This window comes from Methylobacterium phyllosphaerae (genome assembly GCF_001936175.1).
Lineage (GTDB): Bacteria > Pseudomonadota > Alphaproteobacteria > Rhizobiales > Beijerinckiaceae > Methylobacterium > Methylobacterium fujisawaense.
Window position 1 is genome coordinate 314,362 of record NZ_CP015367.1, and the last position, 18,971, is coordinate 333,332.

The 18,971-nt window shown below is 71.3% G+C and carries 15 protein-coding genes; 6 read left to right on the forward strand and 9 right to left on the reverse strand.

Going from position 1 to position 18,971, the window contains the following annotated elements; all coding sequences use genetic code 11:
• The first annotated feature begins 122 nt into the window (after window positions 1-122).
• From egtB to MCBMB27_RS01555, 3 genes are read left to right on the forward strand one after another with little or no spacing between them, the layout of a single operon-like run.
• A complete protein-coding gene (gene egtB, locus MCBMB27_RS01545; RefSeq protein WP_075379706.1) occupies window positions 123-1,391 on the forward strand; it encodes an ergothioneine biosynthesis protein EgtB in 1,269 nt (422 codons plus the stop codon).
• Between the two features lie 18 nt (window positions 1,392-1,409).
• Entirely contained in the window at window positions 1,410-2,384 is a 975-nt protein-coding gene (gene egtD / locus MCBMB27_RS01550; protein ID WP_075379707.1) for an L-histidine N(alpha)-methyltransferase, read from the forward strand.
• A 21-nt stretch (window positions 2,385-2,405) separates the two neighbouring features.
• Window positions 2,406-3,470 (forward strand): adenylate/guanylate cyclase domain-containing protein, encoded by a 1,065-nt coding sequence (locus MCBMB27_RS01555; RefSeq protein ID WP_075379708.1) that lies wholly within the window; start codon window positions 2,406-2,408, stop codon window positions 3,468-3,470.
• A 51-nt stretch (window positions 3,471-3,521) separates the two neighbouring features.
• On the opposite strand, the gene MCBMB27_RS01560 is transcribed toward MCBMB27_RS01555, so the two are convergent.
• The 5 genes from MCBMB27_RS01560 to MCBMB27_RS01580 all read right to left on the reverse strand — a co-directional run bounded on the left by MCBMB27_RS01560 (window position 3,522) and on the right by MCBMB27_RS01580 (window position 8,633).
• Entirely contained in the window at window positions 3,522-4,820 is a 1,299-nt protein-coding gene (locus tag MCBMB27_RS01560; protein WP_075379709.1) for a flavin monoamine oxidase family protein, read from the reverse strand.
• Between the two features lie 61 nt (window positions 4,821-4,881).
• On the reverse strand, window positions 4,882-5,166 hold the full coding sequence (locus tag MCBMB27_RS01565; RefSeq protein ID WP_043350748.1) for a hypothetical protein: 285 nt from the start codon (window positions 5,164-5,166) through the stop codon (window positions 4,882-4,884).
• 91 nt (window positions 5,167-5,257) lie between these two features.
• On the reverse strand, window positions 5,258-7,747 hold the full coding sequence (clpA, locus tag MCBMB27_RS01570) for an ATP-dependent Clp protease ATP-binding subunit ClpA (RefSeq protein ID WP_043388654.1): 2,490 nt from the start codon (window positions 7,745-7,747) through the stop codon (window positions 5,258-5,260).
• 37 nt (window positions 7,748-7,784) lie between these two features.
• The gene (clpS, locus tag MCBMB27_RS01575; RefSeq protein WP_043352001.1) at window positions 7,785-8,171 is read right to left on the reverse strand and encodes an ATP-dependent Clp protease adapter ClpS; all 387 of its coding nucleotides are present in this window, start codon (window positions 8,169-8,171) and stop codon (window positions 7,785-7,787) included.
• Window positions 8,172-8,360: 189 nt separating this feature from the next.
• Window positions 8,361-8,633, reverse strand: coding sequence for a phasin family protein (locus tag MCBMB27_RS01580; protein WP_236952864.1), 273 nt, complete (start codon window positions 8,631-8,633; stop codon window positions 8,361-8,363).
• 413 nt (window positions 8,634-9,046) lie between these two features.
• Between MCBMB27_RS01580 and MCBMB27_RS01585 the strand changes: the two genes are divergently transcribed.
• Window positions 9,047-10,516, forward strand: a complete 1,470-nt coding sequence (locus MCBMB27_RS01585) for a D-alanyl-D-alanine carboxypeptidase (protein WP_043352005.1) — start codon at window positions 9,047-9,049, stop codon at window positions 10,514-10,516.
• A gap of 104 nt (window positions 10,517-10,620) precedes the next feature.
• Here MCBMB27_RS01585 and MCBMB27_RS01590 read toward each other — a convergent pair whose 3' ends face one another.
• Genes MCBMB27_RS01590 through MCBMB27_RS01600 form a run of 3 tightly spaced genes read right to left on the reverse strand, consistent with a single transcriptional unit; the run spans window position 10,621 to window position 12,770 of the window.
• Entirely contained in the window at window positions 10,621-11,391 is a 771-nt protein-coding gene (locus MCBMB27_RS01590; RefSeq protein WP_075379710.1) for a J domain-containing protein, read from the reverse strand.
• A gap of 3 nt (window positions 11,392-11,394) precedes the next feature.
• Entirely contained in the window at window positions 11,395-11,643 is a 249-nt protein-coding gene (locus MCBMB27_RS01595) for a hypothetical protein (RefSeq protein WP_043755915.1), read from the reverse strand.
• Window positions 11,640-12,770, reverse strand: coding sequence for a S1C family serine protease (locus MCBMB27_RS01600; RefSeq protein WP_043352011.1), 1,131 nt, complete (start codon window positions 12,768-12,770; stop codon window positions 11,640-11,642). Before MCBMB27_RS01600 ends, MCBMB27_RS01595 begins: the two co-directional genes overlap by 4 nt.
• Before the next feature lie 414 nt (window positions 12,771-13,184).
• On the opposite strand from MCBMB27_RS01600, the gene MCBMB27_RS01605 reads away from it, so the two are divergent.
• Complete coding sequence (locus tag MCBMB27_RS01605; protein ID WP_043352013.1) at window positions 13,185-13,400, forward strand: hypothetical protein; 216 nt, start codon at window positions 13,185-13,187, stop codon at window positions 13,398-13,400.
• A 230-nt stretch (window positions 13,401-13,630) separates the two neighbouring features.
• Here MCBMB27_RS01605 and MCBMB27_RS01610 read toward each other — a convergent pair whose 3' ends face one another.
• Entirely contained in the window at window positions 13,631-17,068 is a 3,438-nt protein-coding gene (locus MCBMB27_RS01610; protein ID WP_043755917.1) for an SbcC/MukB-like Walker B domain-containing protein, read from the reverse strand.
• Between the two features lie 176 nt (window positions 17,069-17,244).
• On the opposite strand from MCBMB27_RS01610, the gene MCBMB27_RS01615 reads away from it, so the two are divergent.
• Window positions 17,245-18,921 carry a methyl-accepting chemotaxis protein gene (locus tag MCBMB27_RS01615; RefSeq protein WP_075379711.1) on the forward strand — a complete coding sequence of 559 codons (1,677 nt, stop codon included), beginning with the start codon at window positions 17,245-17,247 and terminating at the stop codon, window positions 18,919-18,921.
• The last annotated feature ends 50 nt before the right edge of the window (window positions 18,922-18,971 follow it).

The window sequence follows — 18,971 nt, forward strand, 5'->3', positions numbered from 1 at the left end:
GCTGCGCCGAGCCGATGCTCGTCGGAGAGGTTGTCGGACCACAACCGGGACATATCTTCTGCCGGCCGGCCCGGAATCGAGGAAATGGTTCTCGGTGCGGCAGGATTAAGGGGATCATCGTCATGGCAGCGACGGCCGCACTGCGTCCGGACGAGACGCACGACCCCCGGGCACCGGACTTTCCGCCGCCGCCCGTCACCGCACGACCGATCGATCGCGCCGCGTGGATCGCGGCCTTCCGGCAGGTCCGGAACGAGACCGAGCGCCGCGCCGCACCGCTCTCGCCCGAGGACCAGCAGGTCCAGTCCATGGCGGATGCGAGCCCGACCAAGTGGCACCGGGCGCATGTCACGTGGTTCTTCGAGCAGTTCCTGCTGCGGGAGCATCTGCCGGGCTACGCCATCTACGACGCGCGGCTACACTACCTCTTCAACTCGTACTACGTGGCGGCCGGCCCGCGGCAGCCGCGCATCCAGCGGGGCATGATCACCCGCCCGACCATGGCCGAGGTCGCTGCTTACCGGGCCCATGTCGACCGCGCCGTCGAGACCCTGCTGAGCCAAGCCTCCGATCGCGCCCTGGAGATGGTGCTGCCGATCCTGGAGATCGGCCTCTATCACGAGCAGCAGCACCAGGAATTGCTCCTCACCGACATCCTCCACGCCTTCGCGCAGAATCCGCTCAATCCCGCCTACGATCCGGACTGGCGCTTCCCGGACGCAGCCGCGCAGCGCGGTCAGGTCGAGCTCCGCCGGGAGATCGCCTGGATCGGCCACACGGGAGAGGGGTTCTCGTTCGACAACGAATCCCCCCGCCACGAGACGCTGATCCCGGCCGGCCGCATCGACCGGGCGCTGGTGACCAACCGCCAGTGGCTCGGCTTCATGGAGGACGGCGGCTATGCCAAGCCCGAGCTGTGGCTCTCGGACGGCTGGTATGCCGGTCCGGCGGAGGGCTGGGAGGCGCCCGGCTACTGGCGCCGGGACGGGGAGGGGTGGGCGACCATGACCCTCGGCGGCCAGCGGCCTGTGGATCTCGACGCGCCCGTCACCCACATCAGCTACTACGAGGCCGACGCCTATGCCCGCTGGGCCGGCCGGTTCCTGCCGACCGAGTTCGAGTGGGAGGTCGCGGCCCGGGACAATACTCTGCCGGACGCCTTCGGCCTCGTCTGGCAATGGACCCGCAGCGCCTACATGCCCTACCCGGGCTACCGGCCGCTCCCGGGGGCCCTCGGCGAGTACAACGGCAAGTTCATGGCCAACCAGTTCGTGCTGCGCGGCTCGTCGGTGGCGACACCCGAGGGTCATGCCCGGCTGCCGTACCGCAATTTCTTCTATCCGCACCAGCGCTGGCAATTCACGGGCCTGCGCCTGGCCGATGCCGCCTGACGCCCTCCGGAGCTGCCCTTGACCATCAAGCCCACCTTCCCCGACGCGACGCCGGTCACGCTGGACGCGGCGCCCCTGTCGTTCCTCGACGACGTCCGGACGGGCCTGTCGAAACCCCAGAAGGCGCTCTCGCCGAAGTACTTCTACGACGCGGCCGGATCCGCTCTGTTCGAAGAGATCACCCAGCTTCCGGAATATTATCCGACCCGTACGGAGATCGGCATCCTGGAGGCCAGCGGCCCGGAGATGGCGACGTTGCTGCCCGCGCATGCGGCGCTGGTCGAGTTCGGCAGCGGCTCGACCGTCAAGCTCCGTCGCTTGCTCGGCCATCTCGACACGCTCGCGGCCTATGTGCCCGTGGACGTCTCGGGCGAGTTCCTGCGGGCGCAGGCCGAGGGGCTCCGGGGCGACTTTCCGCATCTGCGGGTCGAACCGGTGGTCGCTGACTTCACCCAGGACTTCAACCTGCCGGACAGTCTCGACGGCCTCCCGCGGGCCGGCTTCTTCCCGGGCTCGACCATCGGCAATTTCGATCCGCACGAGGCCGAGGGTTTGCTGCACCGCTTCGGACGGATCCTCGGCCCGGGCGCCCACATGATCGTCGGCGTCGACCTCGTGAAGGATGCCGCGGTTCTGGAGAATGCCTACGACGACGCCCAGGGCGTCACGGCGGCCTTCAACCTCAACCTCCTGACGCGGATCAACCGGGAACTCGCGGGCCGCTTCGAGCCGGACGCGTTCAGCCACCGGGCGGTGTTCAACCCCAACGCCTCGCGGATCGAGATGCACCTCGTGGCCCGTGACGCGCAGGCCGTGCGGGTCGGCAGCGACACCTTCGCCTTTGCGGCAGGCGAGACGATCCACACGGAAAGCAGCTACAAGTACACAGTGGCCACGTTCCGCGCCCTCACCGAGCGGGCCGGCTGGACATGGCTGAAGGTCTGGACGGATCCGGACCAGCTCTTCTCGGTCCACGCCCTCCGGCTGGACTGAGGACAAGGCCGGGGCCGCCCCATGCGTATCGGGCCGCCCTGGTTCCTCCTGGTGGCGCCTGGATTGGGGGCGCTCGCGGGGCTGCTCTACGGGACGCTTTTCGACGTCGGTCCCCTGACCGGCGCGGCGATCCGCGGCGCGATCATCGGCATGCCGATCCTGCTCTACGAGCGCAGGCTGCTGGCCCCGCGCCTGCGCGACCGCATCCGCGCCCTCGCGACGCCGCTGTTCCTGATCGCCACGGTGGCCCTCTATATCGGGCTGATCGTGATCGGGAATGCGGTCGCCAGCACCGTTCTGAACAAGCTGTTCCGCTTCATGTACAGCGCGCGGAACGCGATGCTGATGACCGATACAGGCCTCCTCTACGCGCTCGGCATCTCGGCCCTCGTGGTGTTCGTGTTCCGCGTCCGCGACCTGATCGGTCCCGGCGTGTTCGCCAACCTGCTGATCGGGCGCTATCACCGGCCGATCAGCGAGGAGCGCATCTTCCTGTTCCTCGACGTGATGGGCTCGACGCACTTCGCCGACCGCTACGGCGACCGGGAGGCCCAGGCCTATCTCGGCCAAGTGTTCAACGCCCTGGCGCTGCCGGTGTCGCGCGCCCGCGGCTCCATCGACGATTACATCGGCGATCTGGCGCTGGTGACTTGGCCGCTGGACCGGGGGTTGCGCGATGCGGCCTGCCTGCGCTGCGTCTTCGACTTCGAGGCGCGTCTGGCCGCGGAGGCTGCAAGCTGGCGCAGCCGCTTCGGCCAAGTCCCGCAATTCCGCGCCGCCCTGCATTGCGGCCCGGTGGTCACCGCCGAGATCGGGCTGGAGCGGCACAAGATCGCGTATTTCGGCGACGTCGTGAACACGACCGCGCGGCTCGAGGCCCTGTCGAAGACCCTCGGGGTGCACGTGCTGGTTTCCGCCGATCTCCTCGACCGGATCGGAGAACTGCCCGACGACCTGATTGCGGACGATCTCGGTGCCCATGCCCTGCGGGGGCGCGCCGAACACCTCGCGGTGGCGGCGATCCGGCGACGGTCCTCCCGCGCGGCACCGGTCGTGCCGCTTTCGAGCCGCGCCGCGACGGGCTGAGGCCGGGCGGTCCCGTCCGGCCTCCAGGGCAGAGACGGCGCGCGCGCCCTCTCAGGTCGACAGCGCCTTCAGAACGTCGCGGGCGGCGCGCGCGCCGTCCAGCGTGGCCCCGCCCACCGTCATGGCCCCGCCGCCGGCCAGCGCCTCTCCGGCGAAGAACACGCGTCCCCCCACCGGGTCACGCAGGCGGTCCCGGGCCTCCGCGTGGCCGGGGGCGACGATCGCGTACGATCCGAGGGCGTACGGATCCGTCCACCAGCCGGCGAGCCGCCCCGCCACGACCGCGTCCCGGGCGTCCGCGCCGAGGATCGCGACCAGGCGCTCTGTGGCCAGCGCCACGGCCGCCGCCTCGCCGGCGCGGCACAGGTCGCGGGCGAGATCGCCCCCGAGATTGGCCACCGTCAAGGACCGACCGAACGGCTTCATCTCGAAGTAGATCGTCGGTCCGCCCTTTGCCAGCGACACCGCATCACCCACGGTCGCCGGATCGAGCTTCGCCGGGTCGAGGCGCAGGCCGATCTTGGTGTAGGCGCCCATGCGCAATCCATCGAGAGCCGCCTGTGTGCTGGCCGGCAGGGCCGGGGTGAAGGCCACGCGACCGGCCTTCAGCACGCCCACCGGCACCGTCACGATCACCGCGGCTGCCGTGAGGGTGCCACACCCCGTCTCGATGCGGACGTCCTGTCCGGACCAGTCGATCGCGTGAACCGGGCAGCCGAGCCGCACCGGCAGGTCGGCGAAATGGTGCGCCACCAGGGCGCCGTAGCCGTCGACCCAGAGGTCTGTGCCGGACCAGAGCCGGTCGTAATCCATGGCCGAGACGCGCTCGGGATCCTCGCCGAGCGAGAGCCGGCTGAGGCCGGCCGCGGCCTGCACGGCCATCGGGCCGCCGATTCCGGCCGCTTCCGCCAACGAGATGTCGGCCGCCTTCGGAACGAGGAGCGCGTCGAGGCCCGAGAAGCCGGCACGCCGGTTCGCCATCTCGGCTTCGGTGGCGGGGCGACCGTCGATCACGAGCTTGCGCGCCCAGCCTTCCTCGCCGGCGAAGCGGGCCTTGGCGGCCCGGGCGATGGGCGCCCAGGGATTGCGCTCGGCCCAATGGATATACTCGGCGCCGGCATCGAACGGGTACGCCGCACCGAGCGCCGTGTCGGTGAAGGCGCGTCCGCCGATACGGTCCCGTGCCTCGACCAGGATGAAGCTACGTCCGGCGCTCCGCAGCGCCGATGCCGCCGCCAGCCCCGCCGCCCCGGCACCGACGATGACCACCGGGCCGGTGCGGGCCCAGGCGCGCAGTGCCGGGGCCGCTACGAGGGCGGAGGTGAGGACTGTGCGTCGGGTCGGTCTCATGGCGCACCCGCTCGGAGTCATCCAGGCTCCAGTCCACGGCGCGCGGACCGAAAGCGGTGCGCTAGCCGCGCGCCCCCGGGCTGCCCGAGCGCTTCTCCATCATGGCCTTGACCTGCATCAGCTGGTCCCAGACCTGGCCGGGCGATGTGCCGAAGAAGTCGAAACCGGCGCTGATGCCCAGGTAGATGCCGACGCAGATCAGCGGCACGAGCACCCAGGCAAGCACCTCCTCGCCGCGCCGACGCCGCTGACGACGCCGCCGCCGCTCCTCGCGCCGGGTCAGCTTCTTGGGGGGCGCCGGCTGCGCGACGGGGGACAGGGGTCCCTCGTGCAGGTTGTCTGTCATCGGGCGCCTCCTCGCCGCGGCGCTTTCGCGTCGCGGCGGTCATAGACCGGCGGCCCCTAGTCCGGAAGGCCGCCAGCCGGCATGCACACCATTAGGCGCGCACGAGTGGCACCTTCGGCACGGTCCGGACGCCGCCGCCCGAGCTGCCGCCGCCGCCCTTGTTGTCCTTCGGCGTCTTCTTGCGCGCCGCGGCGCGGGGCTTGGCCCGCTTGTGGCGCTTGGCGGCGTTGGTCACGTCCTTCTCGGGCTTGGGCGTGACGGGGCCGGCTGGGAAATCGAAGCCCAGGCTGTCCTTGGCGCCCGACTTGGCCTCGGCATCCTCCGGCTTGCGCACGACCACGCGGACCGCACCGCCATCCTTCAGCTTGCCGAACAGAACCTCGTCGGCGAGGGGCGTCTTGATGGTCGACTGGATCAGCCGAGCCATCGGGCGGGCGCCCATCGCGTCGTCGTAGCCATGCTCCACCAGCCAGTCGCGGGCCTCGTCCGAGAGCTCGATCGTGACGTTGCGGTCGGCGAGCTGCGCCTCGAGCTGGAGGACGAACTTGTCGACCACCTTGGCCACCACCTCCTTCGGCAGGTGGCCGAACGAGATGATCGCGTCGAGGCGGTTGCGGAATTCCGGCGCGAACAGCCGGTTGATCGCCTCCACGTCGTCGCCGGAACGCTTCGACTGGGTGAAGCCGTAGGCCGCCTTCGCCAGATCCGAAGCACCCGCATTCGACGTCATGATGATGATGACGTTGCGGAAATCGACCTGCTTGCCGTTGTGGTCGGTCAGCTTCCCGTGGTCCATGACCTGCAACAGGATGTTGAACAAGTCCGGGTGCGCCTTCTCGATCTCGTCGAGCAGCAGCACGCAATGCGGGTGCTGGTCGATCCCGTCGGTGAGCAGGCCGCCCTGGTCGAAGCCCACGTAGCCGGGGGGCGCGCCGATCAGGCGGCTCACCGTGTGGCGCTCCATGTATTCCGACATGTCGAAGCGCAGCATCTCGACGCCCAGCGACGCGGCGAGCTGCTTGGCGGCCTCGGTCTTGCCGACGCCGGTCGGTCCCGCGAACAGATACGAGCCGATCGGCTTGTCCGGGTCGCGCAGCCCGGCCCGGGCCAGCTTGATCGCCGAGGTCAGGGCCTCGATGGCGTTCGGCTGACCGTAGACCACGCGCTTCAGGTTCTCGGTCAGGTGCTGGAGCACCACCGCGTCGTCCTTCGAGACGGTCTTCGGCGGGATCCGGGCCATCGTGGCGATGGTCGCCTCGATCTCCTTGATGCCGATGGTGCGCTTGCGGCGGGCCTCCGGCACGAGCATCTGCGAGGCCCCCGTCTCGTCGATCACGTCGATCGCCTTGTCGGGCAGCTTGCGGTCGTTGATGTAGCGCGCCGACAGCTCCACCGCGGCCTTCACGGCCTCGGTCGTGTACTTGAGCTTGTGGAACTCCTCGAAATACGGGCGCAGGCCCTTCACGATCTCGATCGTGTCGGGGATCGACGGCTCGTTGACGTCGATCTTCTGGAACCGGCGCACCAGGGCGCGGTCCTTCTCGAAGTACTGGCGGTACTCCTTGTAGGTGGTCGAGCCGATGCAGCGCAGCGTGCCCGAGGCCAGCGCCGGCTTGAGCAGGTTCGACGCGTCCATGGCCCCGCCCGAGGTCGCACCGGCACCGATCACCGTGTGGATCTCGTCGATGAACATGATGGCGTTCGGGTGCGCCTCGATCTCCTTCATCACCTGCTTGAGGCGCTCCTCGAAGTCGCCCCGGTAGCGGGTGCCGGCGAGCAGCGTGCCCATGTCGAGGGAGAAGACGGTCGCGTCGGCCAGGACCTCCGGCACCTCGTGCTGGATGATCTTGCGGGCCAGCCCCTCGGCGATGGCGGTCTTGCCGACGCCCGGGTCACCCACGAGCAGCGGGTTGTTCTTCTGCCGGCGGCACAGGACCTGGATGGTCCGCTGGACCTCGGTCTCGCGGCCGATCAGCGGGTCGATCTTGCCGTCGCGGGCCTTCTTGTTGAGGTTGACGCAGTAGGCGTCGAGCGCGTCGCCCTTCTTCTTCGCGCCGCCGCGGGGATCCCCCTCGTCGCTCGGGCGCTCGGCGGCACCCTCGTCCTCGGCACCGCGCACGGGCTTCGCCTCGGAGGCGCCCGGGCGCTTGGCGATGCCGTGGCTGATGTAGTTGACCGCGTCGTAGCGGGTCATGTCCTGCTCCTGCAGGAAGTAGGCGGCGTGGCTCTCGCGCTCGGCGAAGATCGCCACGAGCACGTTGGCGCCGGTCACCTCCTCGCGACCGGAGGACTGGACGTGGATCACCGCCCGCTGGATCACGCGCTGGAAGCCCGCCGTGGGCTTGGCGTCCTGCCGTCCGTCCCCGGTGAGGTTGGAGAGTTCCGTGTCGACATAGTCGACCAGGCTGCGCTTGAGCGTGTCGATCTCGACGTTGCAGGCACGCATGACCGCGGCCGCATCCTGATCGTCCACGAGGGCGAGCAGGAGATGCTCCAGCGTCGCGTATTCGTGCCGGCGTTCTCCGGCCAGCGCCAGGGCGCGGTGGAGAGCTTGTTCTAGGCTGCGTGAGAAGCTTGGCAAAGCTGGCCTCTGTGTGGGTGCCTACCGCGAGCGGCGCCTATTTCTTTTCCATAACGCACTGGAGAGGATGTTGGTGTTTGCGCGCGAAGTCCATGACCTGCGTCACCTTGGTCTCCGCCACCTCGTAGGTGAAGACGCCGCACTCGCCGACCCCGTTCTGATGCACGTGCATCATGATGTGGTAGGCGTCCTCGTGGCTCTTGTTGAAGAACCGCTCGACCACCAGGACCACGAACTCCATCGGCGTATAGTCGTCGTTCAGAAGGAGTACCCGGTACAGGCTCGGCCGCTTGGTCCGCGGCTTGGTGCGGGTGATGATCGCCGTGTTGGACCGGTCGTCGCCGCCAGGGGCGCGCGAGCCGGACGCCGTGACCGCTTTGCGCGCCGGCCAGTGAACCTTCGTCGAACTCGCGGTGCCCTGCATGGGGACCTGTGTCATGTGCGTCGAACCGATCCCTCGTTTGGAGCGGGCGCCGCCGGCCCTGACGGCCGATCCAGTCCTGGCCTGCCGGGAGCAGCGCTCGGCTCCACGGCCGTTAATCTACAGACGGTGAGCCGACTTCGCCAGACGCCTGTGCGCACTTGTCCGCCTCGCTGATCATGCGCCAGCGGCTCACGTCTGCGCCGATCCGGGACGGGGCGCGCCTTCGAGCGCTGCCTTCGGCCGCAGAAATGCGCCGGTGAGGCCGAGGATCATGTCGCCGGCCGCGGCAGAGCGGGCCGTGGCGCGCGCCCCGGCCCGGTTCAGATATGCGGCCTGAACCGCCACGAGTTCGGCCGGGCCGCGGGCCGCCGCCAGCGCCCGCGAGGTAGCCCCGAGATCGTCGAACGCCGTCTTGAACGAGTCGGCATACGTGATCCCGAGGGTCTGGGCCGCCCGACTCACGATCCCGAACCGATGAAGGGGCGTTCTGAACCCGGAGACGACCGGGCTCAACGGAAGGGCAGGGGGCCTCTGCATCGCCGATCTCCAGACCGCCGCCGAACCTGCCGGCCACCCGTGACCGACCTCTTCGGATCGGCGCGAGAGTGTGCGGCGCGACAGCCAGCGTCAAGCTCGAGCGGGTAAGACCCGTCGGCCGCAACCGGCATGGGTTGGCAGGCCGGTGACGGTCCGCGAGCGATCGACCGTAAACGATGGCCGGAACGACACGATCCGGCATTCGCCGCGATCGCATTAACGGGCCTGTAACTGCACCTGCCTAACTCTCCACTGATGCAGCGGGGCCACGCGATCGGCGGGAGGCTCTGCAGGGGATACGACCGGCCAGATCCGGTCTCGCGAGGCAATCAGGCGTGATGCGTAGCGTAGTAGGCCGCTCCCGGACGATTCCAGCGCTCCCGGCCGCGATCCTGGCCGCCGCGGTCCTGACGGCCCTGGCCTCGCCGGCCGAGGCCCGGCGCGGCCGGCACCAACACCATGCCCGGGCCACCGGCGGCTACAACCCGCCCTACGCCGCGATGGTCGTGGACGTGAAAAGCGGCAAGACCCTGCACGCGGTCAACGAGGACGCCCTGCGGCACCCGGCCTCGATCACCAAGGTGATGACGCTCTACATGCTGTTCGAGCAGATGGAGCGCGGCAAGTTCGCCCTCGATTCCGAACTGACCATCTCGGCCCACGCCGCCGCCCAGGCGCCGTCGAAGCTCGGCCTGCGGCCGGGCCAGACCATCACGGTCGAGGATGCCATCAAGGCGATCGTGACGAAGTCGGCGAACGACGTGGCCTGCGCCATCGGCGAGAACATCGCCGGCTCCGAGGAGCGCTTCGCCCAGATGATGACCGCCAAGGCCCATGCCCTGGGCATGAGCCGGACGCGCTACGCCAACGCCTCGGGCCTGCCCGACCCGGACCAGCTCACCACCGCCCGCGACCTGACCGTCCTCGCCCAGGCGATCCAGGACCGGTTTCCGCGCTATTACCGTTACTTCCAGACCCGGTCCTTCGCGTTCCGCGGCCGGGTGATCGGCAACCACAACCACCTGCTGGGCAACGTCCAGGGCGTCGACGGGATCAAGACCGGCTACACCCGGGATTCCGGCTTCAACCTGATGACCGCCGCGAAGTCCGACGGCCGCCAGATCGTGGCGATCGTGCTCGGCGGCAAGTCCGGCGCGAGCCGCGACCGGATCATGGCCGACCTCGTCCGGTCCAGCCTGCCGCGGGCCTATGCCGGCGCCCGGGTCGCGCCCGCCGTCACCGAAGTGGCCGAGCGCGCCCGCCCGGCAGTCGTCGCCGACGCGGTCTCGCGGACCCGCACGCAGGTCGCCTCCGCCGACGACGAGGATGTCGAGACCACCGGCACCACCGGCGAGCCCCTCGACCTGTCGCCCTCGAAGACGACGACGCCGGGCGGCACCTGGAAGCCCGGGCCGCAGGGAATCCCGAAGGCGGCCCAGGCCTATGCCGGCGGCGGAAATGCCCAGCCGCCCTTCCCGGGGGCGTCCAAATCCACGGCCCGGGTCGCCTCCCTCGAGCGCGACGAGCCGCCGAAGGCGGTCTCCGGCGCCCGCGTCGTCCCCACCGCCTGGGTGATCCAGCTCGGGGCCATGGACGACGAGGGCAAGGCCCGGTCGATGCTCTCTGAGGCGCGCGCCAAGGTGGGGGGCAGCCTCTCCAAGGCCGCACCCTACACCGTCAAGGTCGAGCACGGCGGCACCACGCTGTTCCGGGCCCGCTTCTCGGGCTTCGCCGAGCAGGATTCCGCCCAGGAGGCCTGCTCGGCCCTGAAGCGCAGCGGCTTCAGCTGCTTCGCCACCCGGAGCTGAGGCTCCGGAGACCGGCCGGCGCGCCCGCGCGCCGACACGGAACGGCCGCGATCGAGTTCGTCCGCGGCCGACGATCGGTATCTCTCTGACAACGCGCGTGGAGTTCAGCGATGTCGGTTCAGAAGCCTGTCCCGGGCCGCGTTGACGCGCGCCGCCCGCTCGGCGCTGCCTCCCTGGTCGGGGTGAGCCCGCTTCATGAGAGACCGGTGGGCCGACCGGATCTCCTCAGCGGTCGCCCCGCGCTGAAGCCCCAGGACCTGGTACGCCTCCTCCTGCGTCATCGTCCCTGGGTTCGCCGGACGGCGCGGCCGCGGGTCGCGATCGCGCTCAGCGTCTACACGCCATCCGGGCGCCCGGCGGTCGAGATACGGCTCTAACAGGGCGGCGCCCGCGGCGTCGCGAAGGCGGCAGAGCCGGAGCAGCTCGACCACGGCACCGGTCGGCATGGCGTCGAGCGACGTGCCGGCGCTTGGCCCGGCGATGACCCGGCCGGTGCGCAGGCTGCCGTCCGGGCGCAGGAGCGCGTCGATCAGGGTCGTGCGGAAGCGGCGATCCGCAGGATCGCGGGGCCCCTGACCGGGGTCCGGCCGGATCAGGCGACGGAGCCGCGCGGTCATCGCGGCCTGCCCCTCGATCAACCAGACGCCGCTGAGCCCGAGCAGCGCCGCCAGGACGAAGTTCCCGCGCAGGAGCAGGAACCCGGCGGCGAGCAGCGCGAAGGCGCCGAAGGTCGGCAGCCGCATCCGTCCCATGGCTGAGCCGAAGGCTGAGCCGAGGCCAGCCCCGAGGCCGCGTCTGATCCGTCGGCCGAGGCCGCCGTTCTTGGACAGCCACCACAGGGTCAGGCAGGCGAGCAGGCCGGCAAACAGCACCATCGCTCAGCGCCGCACGCCATAGGTGGCGGAGGCGCTCCCGCCGATCTGGATGCTGGTCCCGTCGCCCAGGTCGAAGAAGCCGGGACGGCGCGGCTTCGGCGGGCGGATGTCGGCGTCGCAGCCGGGCTGCGGCGGGAGACGCACGCCCTCGGGCAGATTCTCCGGGCAGAGGCGCGCGCGCGCAGGCGGCTCGCCGGCCTGCGCCGCACCGGCGAGGAGGATGACGGGGAGGGCCAGGCGCAGGCGCGTCATTGCCGGTTCTCCGCAACGTCAGCCGTGGTGACGCGGACCTGCCGGATCCGGCTGTCGCGCACCACCTTCAGGGTCACGCCGGCGCCGAGGCCGGCTTCCTCGATGGCCGCCGTCAGGTCCGCGAGCCGATGGACCGGGCGGCCGTTGGCCTCGACGATCACGTCGCCGATATCCCCGGTCTGCGGGTCGACGCCGCGCAGCCCGGCCTGCGCGGCGGGGGAGCCGGGCAGCACCCGCACGATCACAACGCCGTCGATGCCGAGCCGCGCGGTGGCCGCCTCCTGGGCGGCGATGATGCCGATGCCGGGATTGCGCACCCGGCCGGCCTTGATCAGCTCCGGCACGATGCGGTTGACGACATCGACGGGGATCGCGAAGCCGATCCCGGCGCTGGCGCCGGACGGCGAGACGATGGCGGTGTTGACGCCGATCAGCCGGCCCGCGGAATCGAGGAGGGGCCCGCCGGAATTGCCGGGATTGATCGCCGCGTCCGTCTGGATCACGCCGGACAATTCGCGCCCCTCGCTGGTCGGCATGCGCCGCCGCACGGCGCTGATCACGCCGGTGGTCAGGGTGTGGTCGAGGCCGAACGGGTTGCCGATGGCGAAGGCCGATTGCCCGACCTTCAGATCCGCCGAGGTGCCGATCGCCAGCGGCGGCGGCATGTGCCGCACCCGCCCGAGCTGCAGGACGGCGAGGTCGTAGGACGGCGCCAGGCCGACGAGGGTCGCGGGGACCACCTCGCCGTCGCCGAGCCGGACGGAGACCGATCCGCCGCTCTGCGCGGCGTTCTGCACGACATGGGTGTTGGTGACGATGTGGCCGGCGCCGTCCCAGACGAAGCCGGTGCCGGTCTGCGTCCCGCCCTGGTCGCCACCCTGGTCGTCGAGGTCGAGCAGGTCTCGGTTCTGCGCCGCCCCCTGCGCGAAAACGTGAACGACGGACGGGCTCGCGCGCTCGAACAGTGCGACGGTCGAGGTCTCGGCCGGCGCCAGATCGCCGCGGGCCATCACCGCCCGCGGCGTGTCGGCGGAGTAGAGCAGCGGTTGCAGGTAGGGTTGGGCGACGTAGAGCGCCAGCAGGACCAGGACCGCGGCGAGGACGATGCGCACGGTACGATCCGGCACGGGTGTCTCCGAAAGAAGCGCGAAGGCAGGCCCTCGACGGGCGAAGCCTTAAGTGCGCGTTCAGGATCGGGGCGTCAACACAGAGAGGCGCCGCCGCCGACAGGCTCCTGACGTGTTCTGGCGCACGTCGGCGACCGGTGCAGACTGGCTAACGGAATGGTCACCATTCAGGAGCCACAATTCTCGCAAGTCCAGGGCAGCTCAGCTGTGCTCAATACGGACATGGAACACCGAACCCCGCCCACGCTCGTGCCTCGGCACCGGGTGCTGGCTTCGAAAACCGCCCGAATTGATCGCAAAGCTGCCGCAGAGATGCTTGCATTGACGCTCAGACCCTCGATCGCCACCGCTCCTCGGCCCAGCCCGGCGGCGGCGATCTGAACGGTCCAAAACGGTTCGGAAGGACGAGTACCCATGGAAACCGAAGCTCTGGAACGGCCCGCGGATCTGACGATCTGGCGCACGGCCCCGGCGAGCGCCCCGCTCGCGCAGCCCGAGCGCTACGACACCCTGCGCGAGGCGATCGCGGCCGCGGCCGGTGCCCTGGCCGACCCGGCCAAGCAGCCCTGGATCATCACCGAAGAGGGCGAGATCCTCTCGCCGAACTGGATCCGCACCTACCTGAACTGACGCCCGGCGCGACGAAGAACGGGGATACCGGGGATGGCGGCGCGAGCCCCGCCCCGGCCCTGCGCGGGCTCGGTGAGCCCTCCCGGTGATGGCGTCGGCGCCGCTGTCCTGGCACGCGGCGCGCAGCAACCGCGAGCACCACGTTTCCGAACGTCCCGAAGGCAAGGGTCGCGACGCGCGTCACGACCGTGAGGGCTCTGATCGCCCGAAGGCGCCGACCCCGGCGCCGATCACTCCGCCGCGTCCGGCTGGCGAAACCCCTCGATCCCGATCTGGTCGGGGTTGATCGCGTGCAGCGCCCGCCGGGCCGCCTCGAGGGGATGTTCGGCCTCGATCCGCACCGAGGTGAGATCCGGGCTCTTATAGACCGTCACGATCGTATCCATCACCTCGGTCAGCGTGGTGCGCTTGTCCTCGGGGGCGGCGATCAGGAGCTGCAGCCCCCAGGCCCGGTACAGATCGACCAGCGCCTGGCTGTTGCGCACGTCGAGCTTCGAGAAGGCCTCGTCGAGCAGGCACAGGCCCAAGCCCGGATTCTCGTCGCCCGGCCGGTCGCCCGGATAGTAGGCGCTGGCCAGCGAGGCGGCGATCGCCACGTAGAACGGCGCCTGGGCCTCGCCGCCGGAGCCGCGCAGCGCTCGGGCCGACATCGTGGTGCGGTTGCCCGCCCGGTCGCGCATGCCGATCTCGTAGACGAAGTAGTTGCGGTAATCGGCGAGCCGCGCCGCATCCTCCTCGCCGGCGATCAGCGCGGTGATCTCCTCGAGCGCCGCCGCCATCTGCCCCTCCGCCTCGCCGGCGAGCAGCGCCTGCGCGGCCTCGGGTGAGCGGGCGGTCTCGGTGGCGAGCGCGTGCACGGCGGCGTAGCGGCGATCCACCGCCGCCTCGAACGCGTAGGTCTGGCCGGTGAAGCTGCGCGCCGAGAGCCGCTCGTTGAGGGCGGCGAGCCGGGCATGGACCCGCTCGAACCGGTCGGCGAGGCGCGTCAGCAGATCCTCGGTCATCAGGCGGCGCATCTCGACCTCGGCCCGCTCGGCCTGCGCCCTGTAGCGGCGGAGTTCGTGCCCCTCCACGGCCTCGTATTCCCGCCGCACCCAGGCGAAGCCGTCGATCGCCGGGGCGTCCCCGGAGGCGAGCGGGTTCTCCACCCGCCAGGCGGCGCAGGCCTCCGCCAGCTCCCGCTCGGCGATCCGCCCGTGGGAGCGGGCGGCCTCGGCGGACTCCCGGGCGAGGCCGCGCTCGGCGGTCACCCGGGTCCCGGCCGCCTTGGCATCGAGGCCGGCCAGCGCCCGCCGCGCCTCGGCGACCACGCCGAGGTCGAAGGGCTCGCCGCGGGCGAGGCGCACCCGCGCGGCGTCGCCGGCACTGAGCTGGCGCAGGGCCGCGCGGCGGGCCGACAGAGCGGCGCGGACGGCCTCGCGCACCGGTCCCATCCGGGCGCGCAGCGCCGCCTCGTCGGCGAGCAGGCGGTCGAGCTTGGGCTCCAGCTCCTCCGACAATTCCCGCAGGTAGCCGACCCGCTCGGTGGTCAGCGCGGCGATCTCGGCGGCGAGCCCGGCCGTGTCACGCTTCTCGATACCCTCCCGCTCGGTCTGGAGCGTGCGCCGCCGCCCGTCGAGCCCGTCGAGCTCGGCCCGGAGCGCCTCCACGTCGTCGAGGCCCCGGGCGACGCGGGCCCGGATCGCGGCCGCCGTCCGGGCGGCCTCGCGCAGGACCGCGGCCTCGCCGCGCAGGCGCCGCGCCTCGGCGACGGCGATCTCGTGGGCGCGGCGGCTGTCGGCGGTGGGCCCGCGATGGCCGCGGGTCATCAGCAGGTCGACGCTGCGGGTGACCGAATAGGCCATCCCGGCCGTGGTCCGGCCGCTCGGGGCGACCGCCCGGGCGAGGCGGGCCAGTTCGGCGTCGTCCCGGGCGAGGTCGTAGCCGCCGAGCCGCACGCCGAGGAACGCCTCCGCGTGCGGGTCGCTGGTCTCGATCACGGTGAGCGGACCGTCGTCGTAGCGGCGGGACCGCTGCTTGGCGGTGTCGGTGGTCTTCACCAGGATGCAGCGGTGGAACCGGTCGCGGCCGGATTGCAGGACGCCGAGCGCCTCGTTCAGCCGGTCCGGGGGAACCACCAGGGCCTCGCGGGCGCGCCCCAGCAGGCCTTCGAGGGCCGGCCCCCAGGTCGGGTCGACGATCTCGGCCAGTTCGCAGATCGGCACCGCGTCGATGCCGCGGCGCTCCAGCTCGCCGCGGAACGCCACCGTGTCGGAGGACAGGCGCGCGGTCGGGCCGCCGCCGGTGCGCGGCGCCGTGCGCTCGGCCTCGCTCTCCTGGGCGCGGGCCTTCAGCGCCGCGTCCTCGGCGGCCCGCTCCAGCGCCTCGTCGAAATCGGGCAGGCGCACCAGCCCGTCGGCCAATTCGGCGAGCGGCCCCTCGGGGCGCAGGATCTCCTCGGGGGAGGATTCCCGACGCAGGCCCGCCCGGGCGCAGGCCTCGGCGAGGCGGGCCGCCTGCGGGCAGCTCTGGCGCAGGATCGGGGCGACCGGCTGGAGCTTGGCCATCTGCCCGACGAGGCCGACGAGATCGCCGATCCGGCCGATCAGCTCCTTCCGGTCGCGCTCCAGCATGGAGAGGCCCAGCGTCGAGGCGGCGAGCCGGCCCTCGGCGGCGCTCGCGGTGGCCAGCGCCTTCTTCTCGGCGATCTCGCCGTCGATCTCGCGGACGTAGCCGCGGCTCGCCGCGACGCGCTCGCGGGCGATGCGCAGGGTGTCGGCGCCTTCCCGGAGCCGGGACCGGACGGCGATGAGGTCGAGGCTCCGGCGGCGCAGCTCGGCGCTCGCCGCGCGCAGCTCGTGCGTCGCGGCAGCGAGGACCGCCTCACCCCAGGCTTCGTAGCGGTCGCGCAGGCGCCGCAGGCGTCCGAGGCGGCTCTCCAGCTCGGCGATGGTCTCCAGAAGCCGACGCCAGTTGGCGATGGAGTGGCGCACGCGCTCGACGTCCAGGGGCTCCGGGTCGAGCACGAAGGCGCGCACGAAGGCGCTGGTGTCGAAGATCGGCTTGAACGCCACCGCGTTGGCGAAGCTGCGCAGGAAGTGGCGCGGCTCCGGCGACGGCGCCCCCTCGCGCAGGGTGGCGAGGACATCGGCCGTGAAGCGTTCGCCGGAGGTCCGGTACTCGGTGAAGCTCGCCGCGCGGGCCCGCAGGTCCGCGGCGATCTCGCTCCAGGGCGCCGTGTAGGTGCCGCCGGGGGCGGTGCGGGCGTAGTCGGAGACCTCGAACCGGTGCCCGACCGCGATGAAGCGCGAGAGCACCGTCTCCTTGGGCTCCACGGCCCGAGCGGCCAGGGCGAGGCCGACCGAGACCACGCGGCCGGAATCGGGATTCTCGAAGACCAGGACCAGCACGGTCTCGCAGGATTCCCGGGTCGGGCGGCCGCCTTCCGCCGGGTCGCTGATCCAGCCCAAGCAATAGTCGCGCACGGTTCGGGCGCTGCGCCCGGAGGCCGAGGCGTTGAGGGCGAGGCGGCTGGCGTTGTTGCCGGCCAGCACCGTGCCGACCGCATCGAAGATCGTCGATTTCCCGGCCCCCGTCGGCCCGACCAGCGCGGCGGCACCGCGCAGCCGGATCTGCTCGCGGCGGATCAGGTACCAGTTGGAGATGGCGATGTCGGTGAGGACGTACACGATGTGGGTGGGTCGGGCCGGTGGCGAGGAATGTTCGGCCCAGTTGGCCGGACTCGGCCGCGTATGCAAGCCGACACGCGCGAACCTCTGAAGCCCGATCCTACCTCAGGTTATGACACTATTAGCACAACCTGTTCATGTCCTGCCGGTCTCGTCCGCACGACCGGAACCGACCGATGCGTCTCAGTCTCAAAGCAAAGCTCAGCGGCCTCTTCGCCCTCCTGCTCCTGGCGGCGCTGGTTCAGGGCGGCGTGACTCTCTACAAGATGCAGGCGGTCGACCAGCGGCTCGCGGAGCTGATCGACAACGCCGTGCCGTCGATCAACGAGGCCCAGGCGATCAACGCCCTCGTGATGCGCTCGCGACTGTGGCAGTTCCGCTACGTGACGGCGGATACCGAATCGGAGCGCGCGACCAGCCTGAAGAGCGCGGACGAGATGATGCGGAACCGTCAGGCGAAGGCCGAGGCCTACCGCACCCTGGTGGCGTCGAAGGAGGAGCAGGCGATCTACGACGACCTGCTCGCCAAGCTCGCGGTGCAGCAGGCCGACTGGACCCGTCTGCGCGCCTTCCCGGGCGATCAGCACGATCAGGCGCTCGCCTATTTCCGCGGGCCGATGAACGCCAACTATCTCGCGGCCTCGACCGCGACCCGCGCTCTGGCCGACCTGAACATCAGGAACGGCGAGGCGGCCGGGCGCACGGCCCGCGACAGCCAAGCGGACGCGGTCCGGACCACCATCGTGAGCCTGCTCGTCAGCTTCGTCATCGCGCTGGGCGCCATGCTGTACGCCTTCACGGGCGTGTCGCGGCCGCTCGCGGGGATGACGCGGTCCATGCGGCGCCTCGCCGACGGCGACACGCAGGCCGAGATCCCCTACGCGGCGCGGCGGGACGAGATCGGCGCCATGTCGGCGACCGTCGCGGTCTTCCGGGAGAACCTGCTGCACGCCCGCGCCCTCGAGGCCGAGACCGCGCAGGCCCGGGCCGGCGCCGAGGCCCAGCGCCGGCAGGCGACGCGCGAACTCGCCGACCGGTTCGAGTCGGCCATCGGCGGTATCGTCGGCTCGGTGACGTCGGCAGCGACGCAGCTCCAATCCACGGCCCAGAGCCTCACCGCGACGGCGACGCAGACGGCCGGCCAGTCGACCAGCGCGGCGGCCGCCGCCGAGGAGGCCTCCAGCAACGTGACCACGGTCGCGGCGGCCGCCGAGGAACTGGGCTCCTCGGTCAACGAGATCGGCCGTCAGGTCGGCTCCTCGGCGGATCTGGCGCAGGCCGCCGTCCGCGAGGCGGCCGCCACGGCCGATCTCGTCCAGGCCCTGAGCACCGGCGCGCGCCGGGTCGGGGAGGTGGTGGACCTGATCTCGGCCATCGCCAGTCAGACCAACCTGCTGGCGCTGAACGCCACGATCGAGGCCGCCCGGGCCGGCGCCGCGGGACGCGGCTTCGCGGTCGTCGCCACCGAGGTGAAGGCGCTGGCCGACCAGACCGCCAAGGCCACGGCCGAGATCTCGGCCCAGATCGCGCAGATCCAGGGCTCGACCGGCCAGGCCGTCCAGGCCATCGACGGCATCGCGGGCCGCATCCGCGAGATCAGCGGCATGGCGACGTCGATCGCCGCCGCGGTGGAGGAGCAGGGCGCGGCCACCCAGGAGATCGTCCGCAACGTCGCCGAGGCGGCGACCGGGACCGAATCCGTCACCGCCAATGTCAGCGGCGTCGCGGGCGCCGCCGAGGAGACCGGGGCGGCCGCCGCGCAGGTCCTGGCTTCGGCCTCCGAGATGGCCCGGCAGGCGGCCCATCTCGGCAGCGAGGTGGAGCACTTCCTGGCGACCGTCCGGGCGGCCTGACCGGATCCCGGCCGGCCGGAGGCGTCCGGGCGATGAGCCCGGTCGCCGCC